Genomic DNA, 15,928 nt, shown 5'->3' with positions numbered 1-15,928 from the left:
ACGGTGACCGACCAGCATGATCACGACGGGCCCGACGCCGCCCTGCGGGCCGACATCCGTCGGCTCGGCACCCTGCTCGGCCAGACCCTGGCCCGGCAGGAGGGTCGGCCCCTGCTCGACCTGGTCGAGGAGATCCGCGCCCAGGTCCGCTCCGACGCGCCGGCCGCCGCGCAGCGCCTCGGCGGGCTGGACGTGACCACCGGCACCAAGCTGGCCCGCGCCTTCTCCACCTACTTCCACCTGGCCAACATCACCGAGCAGGTGCACCGGGCCCGGGACCTGCGCCGCCGCCGGGCGATCCAGGGCGGCTGGCTGGACCAGGCGGCCAAGATGATCGCCGAGCGCGGGGTGCCGGCCGAGGAGATCGCCGCCGCCGCCCGCCGCCTCGCGGTACGCCCCGTCTTCACCGCCCACCCCACCGAGGCGGCCCGCCGGTCGATCCTGTCCAAGCTGCGCGCCATCGCCGACGAACTGGACGCCGAGACCGCCAACGCCATCCTCTACGGCGCCAGCGACGAGGGCCCGGCCAACCGCCGCCTCGCCGAACTGCTCGACCTGATGTGGCAGACCGACGAGCTGCGCCTCGACCGGCCCGACCCGACCGACGAGGCCCGCAACGCCATCTACTACCTGCGCGACCTGTACGCCGAGGCCGCCCCGCAGGTGCTCGACGACCTGGCCGACACGCTGCGCACCCTCGGCGTGGAGACCTCGCCGACGTCGCGCCCGCTGACCTTCGGCACCTGGATCGGCGGCGACCGGGACGGCAACCCGTTCGTCACCCCCGTGGTCACCCGGGAGGTGCTGCGCATCCAGCACGAGCACGGCATCACCGCCACCGAAGCGGCGATGGAACACCTGGTCAACGAGGTCTCCGTCTCCCGCCGGTTGCGCGCCGTGTCGCTGGACCTGTCGGCCAGCCTCGCCGCCGACCTGGACGCGCTGCCCGAGGTGGCCCCCCGGTTCCGCCGGGTCAACGCCGAGGAGCCCTACCGGCTCAAGGCCCGCTGCGTGAAGGCGAAGCTGGCCAACACCCGGGAGCGGCTGCGCGCCGGCACCCCGCACGTGCCGGGCCGGGACTACCAGGGCTCCGGCGAGCTGATCGCCGACCTGGAGCTGCTACGCGCCTCGCTGGCCCGCAACTCCGGGCAGCTCACCGCCGTCGGCCGGCTCGCCTCGACCATCCGTACCGTCTCCGCGTTCGGCCTGCACCTGGCCACCATGGACGTCCGGGAGCACGCCGAGAAGCACCACGAGGTGCTCACCCAGCTCTACGCGGCGGTCGGCGAGGTGTCGGACTACCCGTCGCTGACCCGGCTGGAGCGCACCAAGCTGCTCGCCGACGAGCTGACCGGCCGCCGGCCGCTGTCCGCCCTGGACACCCCGCTGACCGAGGGGGCGCGCAAGACGTTCGACGTGTTCGGGACCATCCGGGAGGCGCAGGACCGGTTCGGCGGCGAGGTCATCGAGTCGTACATCATCTCGATGACCCTCGGCGTGGACGACGTGCTCGCGGCGGTGGTGCTGGCCCGGGAGGCCGGCCTGGTCGACGTGCACACCGGGCGGGCCCGGATCGGCTTCGTCCCGCTGCTGGAGACCCCGGCCGAGCTGAACGCCGGCGGCGAGATGCTCAACGAACTGCTCTCCCTGCCGGCCTACCGGGCGCTGGTCGCGGCCCGGGGCGACGTGCAGGAGGTGATGCTGGGCTACTCCGACTCCAACAAGGAGGCCGGCATCACCACCAGCCAGTGGTCCATCCACCGGGCCCAGCGGGCGCTGCGGGACGTGGCCGCCCAGCACGGCGTACACCTGCGGTTGTTCCACGGCCGGGGCGGCACCGTCGGGCGCGGCGGCGGCCCCACCCACGAGGCGATCCTGGCCCAGCCGTACGGCACCCTGGACGGCGCGATCAAGGTGACCGAGCAGGGTGAGGTCATCTCCGACAAGTACACCCTGCCGGCGCTGGCCCGGGAGAACCTGGAGCTGACCGTGGCCGCGGTGCTCCAGGCGACGCTGCTGCACACCGCCCCCCGGCAGCCCGCCGAGCAGTTGGAACGCTGGGACGCGGCGATGGACGTGGTCTCCGAGTCGGCCTTCCGGTCGTACCGGGGCCTGGTGGAGGACCCGGACCTGCCGGCGTACTTCTGGGCGTCCACGCCCACCGAGCTGCTCGGCGCGCTGAACATCGGCTCCCGGCCGGCGAAGCGGCCGAACACCGGGGCCGGCCTGGGCGGCCTGCGGGCCATCCCGTGGGTGTTCGGCTGGACGCAGACCCGGCAGATCGTGCCCGGCTGGTTCGGGGTCGGCTCCGGCCTCGCCGCCGCCCGCGCGGCCGGCCTGGAGGACGTGCTGGCCGAGATGCACCGCAACTGGCACTTCTTCCGCACGTTCCTGTCGAACGTGGAGATGATGCTGACCAAGACCGACCTCAGCATCGCCCGCCGGTACGTGGAGACGCTGGTCCCCGAGGAACTGCACCCGATCTTCGACAAGATCGAGCAGGAGTACGAGCTGACCAAGCAGGAGGTGCTGGCGGTCACCTCGTCGCCGGCCCTGCTGGAGAACTCGCCGGTGCTCCAGCGCACCCTGGCGGTGCGCGACACCTACCTGGAGCCGCTGCACCACCTCCAGGTGGCGCTGCTGCGGCAGTACCGGGACTCCGGCGCCGCCGGCCGGGCGGTGGTCACCGCGCCGGGCGGCCGACGCGCCCCCAGCGACGGTACGGCGCTGGAACGCGCCCTGCTCACCACGGTCAACGGCATCGCCGCCGGGATGCGCAACACCGGCTGACGGACGCCCGCCCCTGCCGCCGCCACAGGCGGTGGCAGGGGCCGTTGCGGCGGGCCTTCGTGGCAGGGGCCTTCGTGGCGGTACCGGCCGGGACGGCGGCCGCGCCTGCGGGGCGGGCCGCCCACCGACCGACGGCGTCGGCTCAGAAGTCGCCGCCCCCGAAGTCCCCACCACCGAAGTCGCCCCCGCCGAACCCACCGCCACCGAAGTCACCGCCGCCGAAGTCACCGGCGGTGCCGAAGTCGCCGCCGGCATCCCCGGCGGTGCCGAAGTCGCCGCCGAAGTCCGCACCGTCGCCGAAGCCCTCCTGGTAGCCGGCGTCGTACCCCGGGTCGGCGAAGGCCGGCGAGAAGAGCGCGTCGGCGATCAGCATCCCGCCCACCACCCCGACGCCCGCCCCCAACGCGGTCTTCCACCACGGCGTCGAGTACCAGCCGGCCGGCACCGGCCGGCCCTGGTAACGCCCGCCCGGGTAGTAGTACGGGGTGTCCCGGCCGGGCTGCGGGCCGGCCCTGAACGTCTGCCCCTGCACGTCCACCTGGCGCTCCCGGGTGATCTCCCCGGCCCCCTGCGCGGCGGCCAGCGGGGGCAGCTCCGGGCCCGGGTCCAGGCCGAGCGCCACCCGGGCCGCCCGTGCGTAGGCGAGCCCCTCCAACGCGGTCTCCCGGGCCAGCCGGAACTGGTGCACCGTACGGGCCTGCTCCAACTGGCTGCCCGCCGCGTTGTACCGCTCACCCGCGTCGACCAGCGCCTGGCGTACCGCCGGGTCGTCGCCGTGCAGGTTCATCACCTGGCCGCCGAGGCGTTCGTACCAGCGTTGGGCGTCGGCGCGTACGTCGGCGAGGCTGCGCGCCTCCCGGGCCGCCTTCTCCCGCCGCCACCAGACGAAACCACCGGCCAGCATGGCGACCAGGATGAGCACGAGCAGAAATTCCATTCTCCGAACGTACCCGGGGGCGTCGAGTCGTACCTGTTTGGCAAGCTCTGGTGATGGACTTCTCGACGCTGGCCGTGGTGGTGGTCTGCCTCGCCGCCGGCGGGGCGGTCGGCTGGTACGCCGCCCGCTCCCGGTCGGCCACCGAGATCGCCCGGCTGGAGGCCACCCTCGCCGCCACCCGGGAGGGCGAGGGCCGGCTCGAACAGTCGATGCGGGCGCTGAGCTACGAGGCCACCGCCCAGTCCCAGGAGGCGGTGGCCCGCGCGGTGGCCCCGCTGCACGACACCCTGCGCCGCTACGAGCAACGGGTCGGCGAGCTGGAACGCGACCGCGTCGACGCCTACGCCGAGCTGCGCGAACAGGTCCGTTCGATGGGGGCCGTCTCCGGTGAGCTGCGCACCGAGACCAAGCAGCTGGTCGCCGCGCTGCGCGCCCCGCAGGTGCGCGGACGCTGGGGCGAGCACCAGCTCCGCCGGATCGTCGAGGCGGCCGGCATGCTGGAGCACTGCGACTTCAGTGAGCAGGTCACCGCCGCCACCGACCACCAGGGGGTCCGCCCCGACCTGGTGGTCCGGCTGCACGGCGGGCGGACGGTGGTGGTGGACGCCAAGGCGCCGTTCGACGCCTACCTGACGGCGATGGAGGCACGCGACGAACGCGGCCGGGACACCCACCTCGACCGGCACGCGAAGCACCTGCGCGGGCACGTCGACGCGCTGGCCGCGAAGACCTACTGGGCCGCGTTCGACGACAGCCCGGAGTTCGTGGTGCTGTTCGTGCCGGCCGACCCGTTCCTGGACGTGGCGTTGCAGCGTGACCCGACGCTGCTGGAGCACGCGTTCGCCCGCAACGTGGTGCTGGCCACCCCGGCGACCCTGGTCGCGCTGCTGCGGACGGTGGCGTACTCGTGGCGGCAGGAGGCGTTGGCCCGCAACGCGGTGGCGGTGCACGCGCTCGCCCGCGAGCTGTACGGCCGACTGTCCACCCTGGGCGACCACGTCGGCAAGCTCGGCAGCTCGCTCGGTGGCGCGGTGACGGCGTACAACCGGGCGGTCGGGTCGCTGGAGGCCCGGGTCCTGGTCAGCGCGCGCAAGCTGGCCGAGCTGGGCGTCTCCGACCAGGAGCTGACCGTCCCGGCCCAGGTGGAGCTGGCCCCCCGACAACCCCAGGCCCCCGAACTCCTCCCCACCGACGACCGCCCCTGACGCGGGCCGCCCCGGGCGGGCGCACTGTCGCCGGTGTAGCGGTATCGGAGCGACCGGATACCGCCCTTCCGGTGACATCGCGGCGTCCGGACGGGCGTGGGCGGGCGGGTCAGGAGCGGCGGGCGGATTCCACCAGGAACGGGACGCCCTGCTGGCAGGTGCTCATCAGGTCGGGTTGGGCCCGGCCGGTGACGGTGACCCGGGCTCCCTTCACGAGCACGTCGGTGGGGCCGCCGACCAACTGGTGACCGTCGAGCAGCAGGCACCCCGGCTCGACCCCCGCCTCGACGGTGCCGGTCAGCTCCGTCGCGCCCGGACCGGGCGGCAGCCGCGGGCCGCCGGGCGGCGGCTTCACCCCGCCGGGCGGCACCGACCCGGCCGGTGGTGCGGACGGGGCCACCGATGCCGGCGGCACGGTGTCCGACGGGGTGACGGTGTCCGACGGGGTGGCCGTGGGGGTCGGGGAACCGGTCGGCGTGGCCGGCGGGCCGGTGACGTCGGCACCGTCACCACAGCCGGCGAGCGCCACACCGGCGGCCAGCAGCACGACGACCGCCATCCGAGGAGTTCTCATACCCACTGGGACGCGCCCCACCCGTGATCCGTTCCGTCCGTCGGGAACCCGCCGCCGACGGACACCGGTGCCGGCAGGCCACCGACGGACACGCCGACGCCGGCCCCGGTCGGCGCACCGCCCCGTGCCGGGTCAGCGCGACGAGGACGATCCCCGCCCGCCCCGGTCCAGGTCAGCCGCGGGCGGCGGCCTTCATGTCGCGCTTGAGTTCCTGCGGCAGCGAGAAGGTCAGCCGCTCGTTGGCGGTGACCACCTCGTCGACGTCGGTGAAGCCCCGCGCGGCCAGGTGGGCCAGCACCTCGTGGACCAGTTCGTCGGGCACGCTCGCGCCGGAGGTCAGCCCCACCGTCCGGGCGTCGGCCAGCCAGGCGTCGTCGATCTCGTGGGCGAAGTCGACCAGGTGCCCGGCGCGGGCCCCGGCGTCCACGGCCACCTCGACCAGGCGTACCGAGTTGGACGAGTTGCGCGAGCCGACCACGATCACCACGTCGCAGTCGGGGGCGATCTCCTTGACCACGTGCTGCCGGTTGGAGGTGGCGTAGCAGATGTCGTCGCTGGGCGGCGACTGGAGCAGCGGCAGCCGGGTCTTGAGCCGGGCCACCGTCTCCAGCGTCTCGTCCACCGACAGCGTGGTCTGGGAGAGCCAGACGACCTTGTTCGGGTCGCGCACGGTGATCCGGTCGACGTCGTCGGGGCCGTCGACGAGCTGGATGTGGGCGGGGGCCTCCCCGGCGGTGCCGATGACCTCCTCGTGCCCCTCGTGACCGATCAGCAGGATGTCGTAGTCCTCGGCGGCGAACCGCTTGGCCTCCTGGTGCACCTTGGTCACCAGCGGGCAGGTCGCGTCGATCGCCCGCAGCGACCGGGCCCTGGCCTGCTCGTACACCTCGGGGGCGACGCCGTGCGCGGAGAAGATGACGGTGGCGCCCTCGGGCACCTCCTCGTTCTCCTCCACGAAGATCGCGCCCCGCGCCTCCAGGGTCTGCACCACGTGCTTGTTGTGCACGATCTGCTTGCGGACGTAGATCGGCGCGCCGTAGAGCTTCAGCGCCTCCTCGACGGTCTGCACCGCCCGGTCCACCCCGGCGCAGTAGCCGCGGGGCTTGGCCAGGAGCACGCGCTTGCCGGTCTTGGGGGTCGCCTCAGCCTCGGTCACCCGCCCATCGTACGTGCCGGCATCTCCACCGGCAGGAGCTGCGACCCGTACCACAGCGGGGGTACGCCGGGACGCGCGGCACGGGCGGTCGGGGCTGCCCCGGGTCGTCGGAGGTGGACCGTAGGGTGGGCGGGTGACCGACGCCCCCCGCAGCACCCCCGAGGAACCCTGGCCGGTCCGGGTGGTCAGCCAGAAGGTCGGCGCCTGGATCGCCAAGCTCGGCTGGGTCTGGGTCGACGGGCAGGTGGCGCAGATCAGCCGCCGCCCCGGGGCGGGCACGGTCTTCCTCACCCTGCGCGACCCGTCGGCCGACCTCAGCCTCACCGTCACCACCAACCGGGACGTCCTCGACTCGGGCGCGCCGGAGCTGCGCGAGGGTGCCCGGGTGGTGCTGCACGCCAAGCCGGAGTTCTATGCCGCGCGGGGCACGCTGAGCCTGCGCGCCGACGAGATCCGCCAGGTGGGGCTGGGTGAGTTGCTGGCCCGGCTGGAGAAGCTCAAGAAGCTGCTCGCCGCCGAGGGGCTGTTCGACCGGGCCCGCAAGCGCCGGCCGCCGTTCCTGCCGCAGCGGATCGGTCTGATCACCGGTCGGGCGTCCGCCGCCGAGCGGGACGTGCTGACCAATGCCCGGCGGCGCTGGCCGGCGGTGGAGTTCCGCACGGTCAACGTGGCCGTGCAGGGGCCGGGCGCGGTGTCGCAGATCGTCGACGCGCTGCGGGTCCTCGACGCCGACGAGAGCATCGACGTGATCATCCTGGCCCGGGGCGGCGGCGGCATCGAGGATCTGCTGCCCTTCTCCGACGAGGCGCTGTGCCGGGCGGTCTTCGCCTGCCGTACCCCGGTGGTGAGCGCGATCGGCCACGAGACGGACGCCCCGCTGGTCGACTACGTGGCCGACGTCCGCGCCTCCACCCCGACGGACGCCGCCAAGCGGGTCGTGCCCGACCTGGCCGACGAGGTGCGGCTGATCGGCCAGGCCCGTTCCCGGCTGGAGCGGGCGGTCCGCAACCTGGTCGACCGGGAGTCGCACCGGCTGACCCTGCTGCGGTCCCGGCCTGTGCTGGCCCGGCCGCAGGTGATGGTCGAGCAGCGGGCGGCCGAGGTGTCCGCGTTGCGGGACCGGGCCGGCCGCAGCCTCGACCACCGGCTCGACGCGGCCACCGCCGACCTGCGGCACACCCTGGCCCGGCTGCGGGCGCTCTCCCCCGCCGCCACCCTCGACCGGGGCTACGCCATCGTGCAGCGGGCCGACGGGCACGTGGTCCGGGCGGCCGGCGAGGTGGCCGGCGGCGACCCGCTGCGGATACGCCTCGCCGAGGGCGAGCTGACCGCGACCGTCGAGCGATGAGGAGGACGAGATGAGCGATCGGAAACCCGACGAGCAGCTCAGCTACGAGCAGGCCCGGGCCGAGCTGGCCCAGGTGGTGGAGCGGTTGGAGGCCGGCGGCACGTCGCTGGAGGAGTCGCTGGCGCTGTGGGAGCGCGGCGAGCGGCTCGCCGCCGCCTGCCAACGCTCCCTCGACGGTGCCCGCGCCCGGATCGACGCCGCCCGACCGGCCGCCGAGGCCTGACCCGGGGTCAGCTGACCAGGCGGATGCGGACCCGGCGGTTCTGCTTGCCCTTGCTCTCCACCTTGACCACCTGGATCCGCCCGACCTGCCCGATGGACGCGACGTGGGTGCCGCCGTCGGCCTGCACGTCGAGACCCTCGATGTCGACGATCCGGACCTCCTGCTCGTCCGGCGGGATGAGGTTGGTCTGGGTGCGGACGATGTCGGGGATGGCCAGCGCCTCGTCGCGGGGCAGCACCCGCACGGAGACCCGCCGGTCGGTGGCGAGTTCCTTGTTGACCGCCTCTTCGAGCAGGCCCTTGAAGCCCTCGGGGGGCTGCGGCAGGTTGAAGTCCATCCGGGCCTCGCCCGGCTCCATGTTGCCGCCGGTCACCAGCGCGCCGAAGTCGCGGAACACCACGCCGCAGAGCACGTGCAGCCCGGAGTGGGTGCGCATCAGGGTGAACCGACGCTCGTCCTCGATCGCGCCCTGGACCTCGGCGCCGACCGGCGGCACCGGGTCGCCCTCGGCGGGGATCAGGTAGAGGTCGTCACCCTTGTGGGTGCCGACGATCCGGGTCTGCACCCCCTGCCACAGCAGCACGCCGTGGTCCGGCGGCTGGCCGCCGCCACCGGGGTAGAAGGCGGAGCGGTCCAGCACGATGCCACGTTCGGGATCGACGTGCACCACTCGGCTGGTCCACTCGCGCAGGGACGGGTCGGCGAGGTCGAGACGCTCGGTGCGTCCGTGGTGGGAGATGCCCATGGGGGCGCAGCGTACTACCGATCGTCGCGCACGGTGAGACTAGCCACGCCCGGCCTCGGCCCAGTAGCCGGCCAGCCGCTTGACCACCTCGACCAGCTCCGCCTCGTCGAGGGTGAAGGGCAGGCGGACGTGGTCCAGGTAGGAGCGTGCCCCCACGGCGAAGTGCGAACCGAGCATCAACTGCATGCCGTGGTGCTGGGCGACGTGGTTGAGCTGTTGCAGCGGCCGGGGGGTGGCGCACCAGACGCTGAGCCCGCCGTGGGGTGACTCGTGCCGCCACTGCGGCAGGTGTTCGGCGAGGGCGGCGAGCAGGGCGTCGCGGCGGCCGAGCAGTTCCCGCTGCCGTTCGAGGCGGATCTGCGGCAGGTCGTCGAGGAGTTCGACGGCGAGCAGTTGGGTGGGCAGCGGGCAGCCCAGGTCGTACATGGCCCGCAGGTGCACGATCCGTTGCAGCTCGCGGCGGGGGCCGATCAGCCAGCCGATCCGCAGCCCCGGCCAGCAGACCTTGCTGAGGCTGCCGACCGTGTAGATCTGCGCGCCGGGGGCGTACGCGCCGATCGGCGGCGGCGGGAGCGGGCCGTCGATCCGGGTGTCGGCGAGGGTGAGGTCCTCCACCAGCGGCACCCCGTACCGGCGGGCGATGGAGGCCAGCGCCGCGCGCCGACGCTCGGTCATCGTCCACCCGGTCGGGTTGTGGTATGTCGGGATGACGTAGATGAAGGAGGGTTCGTACCGGCGGACGGCCGCCTCGACCGCCTGCGGGTCGGCGCCCTCCCGCTCGATCGGCACGACGACCAGCCGCAACCCGGCGGTCCGCAGCGATGCCAGCACCGTCGGGCAGGTCAGCTCCTCGACCAGCACGGTGTCGCCCCGCCGGGTCAGCACCCCCGCCAGCAGGGACAGCGCCTGGGTCGCGCCGTTGGTGACGATCACCTCCTCGGCGGCGGTCACCCGGCCGTCGGCGGTCAGCTTGCCGGCGATCCGGTCCCGCAGCGCGGGGTAGCCGGCCGGTTCGTACACCCGGCCGGGCAGCGCGGCGGCGGCCAGGGCGGGCAGCCGGGCCATCGCCGTCATCAGCCACGGGCCGGGCGGGGGCGACGGGACGGTCAGGTCGACGGTACGCACCCGGTCGCGGACGACGTCGGCGATGAAGCCGCTCGCCGCCGCGCCGTAGTCGGCGGGAGGCGCGACGGCGGGTTGGGCATGCGCCACCCGGGTCCCGCTGCCCTGGAGGCTGACCAGCCAGCCCTCGTCCTTGAGCAGGCTGTACGCCTGGGCGATGGTCGTCCGGCTGACGGCCAGCGCCACGGCGAGCCGGCGTTCCGGGGGCAGTTCACTGCCCGGGGGCAGCGATCCGAGCCGGATCAGCAGCCGCAGCTGCTCGGCCAGCCCGCGGTAGAGCCGGGTCTGGTCGTCCTTCCACGCACCGAGCTGAGCGGCCAACTCTTCCGCGTTCATGCTCTCCCCCCAATGGACTGAGGATTGGCTATTTCCCTCAGCCACTGACTTGAGCAATATTCCATCGTCACGTTAGCGGGGGGCTGTGACTACGATCTGGCACCGCACCTGCCCGCTCTGCGGCCAGGTCCGCTTCCGAGGCGTGACGCCGCACCGAGTGTCACCTCACTCGAGCCGCCGAAGGAGACGGTTCCAAGCAGAACGGGGAGCGGGAGCCGCATGGAGTCGTCGTTGCACGCAGCCGCGGGCTCGAACGGCACGGGGCAGCGCGTACCGGCCCCCCGCGCCGCGTCCGGACCGGCCACTCCCCCGGGCGGCACACCGCCGCCGGCCGACCCCGCGTCGACCGATGCCCTCGGGCCGCTGCTGCGCCAGGAGGTCGTCCGCCTCGTCGAGGCCGAGGCGTCCCCGGCGGTGACCCAGGCGCTGCTGACCCCGCAACGGCTGCGCGCCATCTGCGAACTCGCCACGGAGGACCTGCTCGCGCTGGCCCGCCGGGACCCGGCCGCCGGCGGATCGTGGCAGTACGTCTGGGACAGTTACGTCGCCTACCGGGCGACCCTCGCCTACCGGGTGGCGCACGCCGTCCACCGGGCCGGGGACACCCCGCTGGGCGGGGACGTCCGGCTCGCCGTGGCCCGCCGGGTCTCCGAGGCCGCGAAGGTCCGTACCGGCGTGGAGATCCACCCGGCCGCCGGCATCGGGCGACGACTGATCATCGACCACGGGCTCGGCACGGTGATCGGCGAGACCACCGAGATCGGCGACGACGCGTACATCCTCCAGGGGGTCGTGCTCGGCGCGCGGGGCATCGCCGACAACCCCAGCGGCCGGCGGCACCCCCGGCTCGGCGACCGGGTCGAGGTCGGCGCGTTCGCCCGCATCCTCGGCGCGGTGACGGTCGGCGACGACGTGCTGATCGGCCCCGGGATCATCGTCACCACCGACGTGCCGAGCCACCGCCGGGTCCGGCTGCTCAACCAGTACCAGGGCACCTCCGGCGAGTGCAACGTCCGGGTCTTCGGCGTCGTGCCGGTCTGCGAGGGTGTGGTCGAGGTGCACGGCACCGGCCTCGCCTCGATCGAGGTCGACCTGGTGACCAGCACCGGCCAGCACCGTCCGGTGGTGGTCCTGGAGCGCGACGACCGGCGGGTCCGGTGCGCGGTGAACCGCCCCGGCACCGACGAGCGGCTCCGGATCATCGACACCTGCGGGAACGAGACGGTCCTCTACAACCTCCAGCAACTCTGGCGGGCGCTCGACGAGTTCGGCTTCGCGTGACCAGGAGATGACATGACGAACCACACCGGCGCCCGCGCCGGCCGCTGGCAGCTCGGGCTGCTCTACCTGCTGGTGTGCCTGATCTGGGGCACCACCTGGTACGGCATGAAGATGAGTGTGGAGACGCTGCCGCCGATCACCGCGGCCGGGTTGCGCTTCCTGGTGGCCTTCCCGTTCCTGCTCGCCGTCTGCCTCGCCGCGCCGGGGGTGTCGCTGCTGCCGCCGCCGGGCCGGCGCTGGGTGGTGCCGTTCATCGCGGTGGTCTACATCGCCGTCCCGTACGCGCTGATCAACTACGGCGAGCAGCACATCAGCTCCGGCCTGGCGGCGTTGATCTTCTCGTCGGTCGTGGTCTTCCTGCTGCTCTTCTCGGTGCTGATCTCGCGGATCTCGGTGAGCTGGACGCAGTGGGCCGGCGTCGTGGTCGGGCTCGGCTGCCTGGTCGGCATCGTCCAGCTGACCGCCGGGATCAGCGCCCGGGGCGTGCTCGCCCCGGCCGCCGTGCTGCTCGCCGCGGTCATGCACGCCCTGACGTACGCGGTGATGGCCCGCTACGGCGGCACGGTGCACGTGCTCACCCAGGAGACCCTGCCGATCGGGCTCGGCGCGGTGGGGCTGGTGGTGCTCGGGGCGTTCGTCGAGCGGCCCGACCTGGGCGCGATCTCCGGCCGATCGCTGACCGGCGTGCTCTACCTCGGCCTGGTCGGCTCGGTGATCGGCTTCGCCGCCTACTTCTACCTGCTCCAGCACGTCGACGCGGTCCTGGTGTCGTACGTCTTCGTGCTCTTCCCGGTGGTGGCGCTGTTCGGGTCGGCGCTGCTGGAGAACGCCACGCTGCCGGCCCTGGCGGTGGTCCTCGCGGTGGTGATGCTGGCCGCGTTCGGGCTGACCAAGAAGGCCACCGGGGGCGGGTCGGCGGCGACGCCCGCGCCGGTGACCCCGGACGACGGGGCGACGCTCGACGGGTCCACCCTCGACACGATCTACGAGCACGCCCGGGTCGCCTACCCCGGCGAGGCGTGCGGTTTCGTGCACGCCAGCGGGCGGGTGCACGCGGCCCGCAACACGGCCGACGAGATGCACCGCCAGGACCCGGTCCGGTTCCCGCGCACCGCCACCACCGGCTACGTGCTGGCCCCGGCCGATCTGATGTACCTGGAGGACAACCTCGACGTGGACGATCCGGTGGTGGTGCTCTACCACTCGCACCCCAACGGGCGGGCCTACTTCAGCGACGAGGACCGGCGCAACGCCCTGGTCGACGGGGTGCCGCTCTATCCGACGCTGGAGCAGTTGGTGGTCGGCATCGACGACACCGGAGTCCGGGAGGCCCGGTTGTTCCGGTGCGTCGACGGCGAGTACACCGAGCTGCGTTTCCTACCCGGCCCGGACCGGCGTACGGCGGAGGTCGGCTGAGATGGGCATCCGTGACTCGATCCTGGACACCGTGGGGGGCACCCCGCTGGTGCGGCTCAGCCGGCTCACCGCCGACCTGCCCGGGGAGATCCTGCTCAAGCTGGAGCTGAACAACCCGGGCGGCAGCCACAAGATGCGCATCGCGTTGAACATGATCCGGGCGGCGGAGCGGGAGGGCCTGCTCAAGCCGGGCTCCGGGCAGACCATCCTGGAGCCCACCGGCGGCAACACCGGGATGGGGATCGCGATCGCCGCCGCCGTGCTCGGCTACCGGGTGGTGCTGGTCATCCCGGACAACTACAGCGAGTCGAAGCGTCGCCTGCTGGCCAGTTTCGGGGTGGAGGTCCGGCTCTCGGACAGCACCCGGGGCAACAACTCGCACGGTGAGCTGGCCACCGAGATCCAGTTCGAGCACCCCGAGTACGTGATGCTCAACCAGGCGGCCAACCCGGCCAACCCGGAGATCCACCGGCTGACCACCGTCCGCGAGATCATCGCGGACCTGGACGGCACCCGGGTGGACTGCTACGTGGCCGGCATCGGCACCGGCGGTCACCTGACCGGCATCGGCGAGGTGCTCCGGCAGCACCAGGGCGGGCTGCGCATCCTCGGCGTGCAGCCGGAGGGGTGCGACATGTTCGCCGACGTGTTCGTCCCGCACCGCATCCAGGGGCTGTCCATCGGCATGATCCCGCCGGTGCTCAACACCGGGATCATCGACGAGATGGTCACGGTGAGCGAGGCGGACGCGATCGACGGGATGCGCCGGCTGATGGAGTCCGAGGGCATCGGCGCGGGGCCGTCGACCGGCGCGAACATCGCCGCGTGCCGCCGGCTGCTGGCCGCCTCGGACGAGCCGCTGACCCTGCTGACGGTGGCCTACGACCGGGTCAACGACTACCTGGAACTGCTCTGAGCCGGGGCTGACCGCAGCGCGCGGCGCGGGGCGGACACGACGACGGCGGGGCGGCCCCGGGGCCGCCCCGCCGTCGGTGCGCCGGCTCAGCTGAACAGGTTGTAGAACTCCTGCGGTGCCTCGACCACCTGGTCGGCGGCGGGCTTCTGGGCGGCGGTGGCGCTGCCGTAGTCCGAGTAGGTGATCTTGATGTCCTGCGCGGCGCTCTGGCCGGCGGCCGGGATCTGGAGCACCAGCTCGCTGAGCCGGCCCTGCGGGTCGAGCTTCGCGGTGAACGGCACCGACTGCGCCTGCGCGCCCAGGGCGCTGATCAGCGTCTGGTCGACGGAACCGGCCTCGGCGGCCTTCGACACGTCCAGGGTGCCGGCGTAGCTGCCCTCGCCGGTCTGCCGGACCTCGGTGATGCCCTGGGTCAGCACGGCGCTGCCGGCCGGGTCGAGCTTCTCGAAGTCGAACCCGAGCGACTTGTTGCCCTTGATCCGGGTCTGGTCGAGGTGCTGGTACTTGCCGAGGTTGAGCTTCTGCGCACCCGGGATGCTGCTGGCGGACTTGCCGCCCAGGTCGAGCTTGACCCAGCTGTCCGGCTTGGCGTGGATCAGATCCAGGTTCATCATCAGGTCCGACGACGCGTCACCGATGCTCAGCTTCATCTGGGCGCTCTGGCTGGGCTGGTGCACCTGCCCCTCGGCGGTCGACCCCACCCCGCTCATGGTGAACCGGAAGTTGCCGTTGCGGATCTCGTTGGTGGAGTTCAGCAGGGCCTGCTTGGCCTCGGAGGTGCCGGGCGAGGCGCTGCCCGGGGCGACGCTGCCGGAGACCGACGGGGACGCGGAGGTCCCCGCCTCGCCGGTGCCGGAGTTGTTGCAGGCGGCCAGGCCGGGGGTGAGCAGCGCTGCGGCGAAGACCGCCGTACTGAAACGTCGAATGGTCACGTCAGGTTCTCCAGTCGGGTCGTCCGACCCCCGGCGGGCACCGGGGGCGTGCCGTCGCGGGCGTGACACTTCCCGCGCGGCGCACGGTCCCCGCCCGGTCGGGCCGGCCCGGGGTCGTGTCCCTTCTGTTCCCGGACGTCGCCTTCCGCAATCCCCCCGGCACGGGTCACCGTGCCGCCGCCGGTCAGCGCAGCGCGCCGGCCAGCTCACGCAGCTCGTTGTCGCGGGCGTCCCCCACCACGATCACCGTACGGTCCGGTTCGAGGAGCACCAGGGCCTGCTCGTTGCCCCGCCCGGTGTACCGCTGCCAGTTCGCCCCGCCCAGGTCGGCCGGCCCCTGCGGCTGCCCCTCGGCGGTCAGCTCGGCGGGGATCAGCCGCTCCGGCGGCACGTTGCTCTGCACCAACTGGGCGCCCCGCCCCTCCGGGGTGAGATACCCCACCCGCAGGTTCGCACCGTCGTCGACGGTACGGAAGCTGGCGCTGACCGTACGCCAGCCGTCGCCGAGCCCGGACGGCTCGGCGACGGGGAAGACGTTCGCGGCGCGGGCCTGCTCGTAGGCGGGGGCGGCGTCGACCGTGGTGGGCTGCTCGCCGCCGAGGAAGCCCCGGTAGAAGGCGAGCAGCAGGGCGATCGGCACCAGCAGCACCAGCAGCGACAGGGCCATGTCCTTGGGCGAACGCTCGGAGCGGGGCCGCTCCGGGCGTCCGGGACGCGCCGTCGCGGCCCGGCCCGGCGACCCGTCCCCGGCGGCCGGCGCCGGCCCGGGGTCCCCGGCGACGAGCGCCGGCTCCGGGTCCCCGCCGGCCGTGGCACCCGCGCCGGGCGCGGACCCGGTGGGTGCGTCGTCGGCGGCCGGGGGCACCGGGGGCCGGCCGTCCGGCGGGGTCGGGTCGGCGGGTACGCGGTCGGCAGGCTGTGCGGCTTCCACCGGCCCATTCTCGCAG

14 protein-coding genes are annotated in these 15,928 nt (G+C 73.5%); 7 read left to right on the top strand and 7 right to left on the bottom strand.

The annotated features are described in order from the left end of the window. The first annotated feature begins 3 nt into the window (after positions 1 to 3). Positions 4 to 2,790, top strand: coding sequence for a phosphoenolpyruvate carboxylase (gene ppc, locus FJK98_RS04700; RefSeq protein ID WP_145917933.1), 2,787 nt, complete (start codon positions 4 to 6; stop codon positions 2,788 to 2,790). 142 nt (positions 2,791 to 2,932) lie between these two features. Here the strand turns inward: ppc and FJK98_RS04695 are convergent, their stop codons facing one another. Next, a complete protein-coding gene (locus FJK98_RS04695) occupies positions 2,933 to 3,727 on the bottom strand; it encodes a hypothetical protein (RefSeq protein WP_145917932.1) in 795 nt (264 codons plus the stop codon). Between the two features lie 53 nt (positions 3,728 to 3,780). Between FJK98_RS04695 and FJK98_RS04690 the strand changes: the two genes are divergently transcribed. Further along, positions 3,781 to 4,932, top strand: coding sequence for a DNA recombination protein RmuC (locus tag FJK98_RS04690; protein WP_145917931.1), 1,152 nt, complete (start codon positions 3,781 to 3,783; stop codon positions 4,930 to 4,932). Positions 4,933 to 5,041: 109 nt separating this feature from the next. On the opposite strand, the gene FJK98_RS04685 is transcribed toward FJK98_RS04690, so the two are convergent. Together FJK98_RS04685 and FJK98_RS04680 are read right to left on the bottom strand one after the other, a co-directional pair. Then, the gene (locus FJK98_RS04685) at positions 5,042 to 5,506 is read right to left on the bottom strand and encodes a hypothetical protein (protein WP_145917930.1); all 465 of its coding nucleotides are present in this window, start codon (positions 5,504 to 5,506) and stop codon (positions 5,042 to 5,044) included. 172 nt (positions 5,507 to 5,678) lie between these two features. Beyond that, entirely contained in the window at positions 5,679 to 6,662 is a 984-nt protein-coding gene (locus tag FJK98_RS04680; protein WP_145917929.1) for a 4-hydroxy-3-methylbut-2-enyl diphosphate reductase, read from the bottom strand. 133 nt (positions 6,663 to 6,795) lie between these two features. Here FJK98_RS04680 and xseA point away from each other — a divergent pair, with 133 nt between their 5' ends. After that, positions 6,796 to 8,010: an exodeoxyribonuclease VII large subunit gene (gene xseA / locus FJK98_RS04675; protein ID WP_145917928.1), complete on the top strand. Its 1,215-nt coding sequence runs from the start codon at positions 6,796 to 6,798 to the stop codon at positions 8,008 to 8,010. Between the two features lie 10 nt (positions 8,011 to 8,020). After that, a complete protein-coding gene (locus FJK98_RS04670) occupies positions 8,021 to 8,233 on the top strand; it encodes an exodeoxyribonuclease VII small subunit (protein ID WP_145917927.1) in 213 nt (70 codons plus the stop codon). A gap of 7 nt (positions 8,234 to 8,240) precedes the next feature. On the opposite strand, the gene FJK98_RS04665 is transcribed toward FJK98_RS04670, so the two are convergent. Further along, on the bottom strand, positions 8,241 to 8,978 hold the full coding sequence (locus FJK98_RS04665; protein ID WP_145917926.1) for an alanyl-tRNA editing protein: 738 nt from the start codon (positions 8,976 to 8,978) through the stop codon (positions 8,241 to 8,243). A gap of 39 nt (positions 8,979 to 9,017) precedes the next feature. Next, complete coding sequence (locus FJK98_RS04660) at positions 9,018 to 10,436, bottom strand: PLP-dependent aminotransferase family protein (protein ID WP_145917925.1); 1,419 nt, start codon at positions 10,434 to 10,436, stop codon at positions 9,018 to 9,020. 231 nt (positions 10,437 to 10,667) lie between these two features. Between FJK98_RS04660 and FJK98_RS04655 the strand changes: the two genes are divergently transcribed. Genes FJK98_RS04655 through FJK98_RS04645 form a run of 3 tightly spaced genes read left to right on the top strand, consistent with a single transcriptional unit; the run spans position 10,668 to position 14,049 of the window. Beyond that, positions 10,668 to 11,717 carry a serine O-acetyltransferase gene (locus tag FJK98_RS04655; protein WP_145917924.1) on the top strand — a complete coding sequence of 350 codons (1,050 nt, stop codon included), beginning with the start codon at positions 10,668 to 10,670 and terminating at the stop codon, positions 11,715 to 11,717. Positions 11,718 to 11,729: 12 nt separating this feature from the next. Next, positions 11,730 to 13,133 (top strand): EamA family transporter, encoded by a 1,404-nt coding sequence (locus FJK98_RS04650; RefSeq protein WP_145917923.1) that lies wholly within the window; start codon positions 11,730 to 11,732, stop codon positions 13,131 to 13,133. A 1-nt stretch (position 13,134) separates the two neighbouring features. Next, positions 13,135 to 14,049, top strand: a complete 915-nt coding sequence (locus FJK98_RS04645) for a PLP-dependent cysteine synthase family protein (protein WP_145917922.1) — start codon at positions 13,135 to 13,137, stop codon at positions 14,047 to 14,049. Between the two features lie 86 nt (positions 14,050 to 14,135). Here FJK98_RS04645 and FJK98_RS04640 read toward each other — a convergent pair whose 3' ends face one another. Continuing rightward, a complete protein-coding gene (locus FJK98_RS04640) occupies positions 14,136 to 14,981 on the bottom strand; it encodes a hypothetical protein (RefSeq protein ID WP_145917921.1) in 846 nt (281 codons plus the stop codon). Between the two features lie 184 nt (positions 14,982 to 15,165). After that, positions 15,166 to 15,912, bottom strand: a complete 747-nt coding sequence (locus FJK98_RS04635; protein WP_145917920.1) for a DUF4245 domain-containing protein — start codon at positions 15,910 to 15,912, stop codon at positions 15,166 to 15,168. Positions 15,913 to 15,928 lie beyond the last annotated feature (16 nt).

Origin of the sequence: Micromonospora sp. HM134 (assembly GCF_007833915.1) — a bacterium.
Classification (GTDB): Bacteria; Actinomycetota; Actinomycetes; order Mycobacteriales; family Micromonosporaceae; genus Micromonospora; species Micromonospora wenchangensis.
This window is presented reverse-complemented; position numbering and strand designations above follow the sequence as displayed.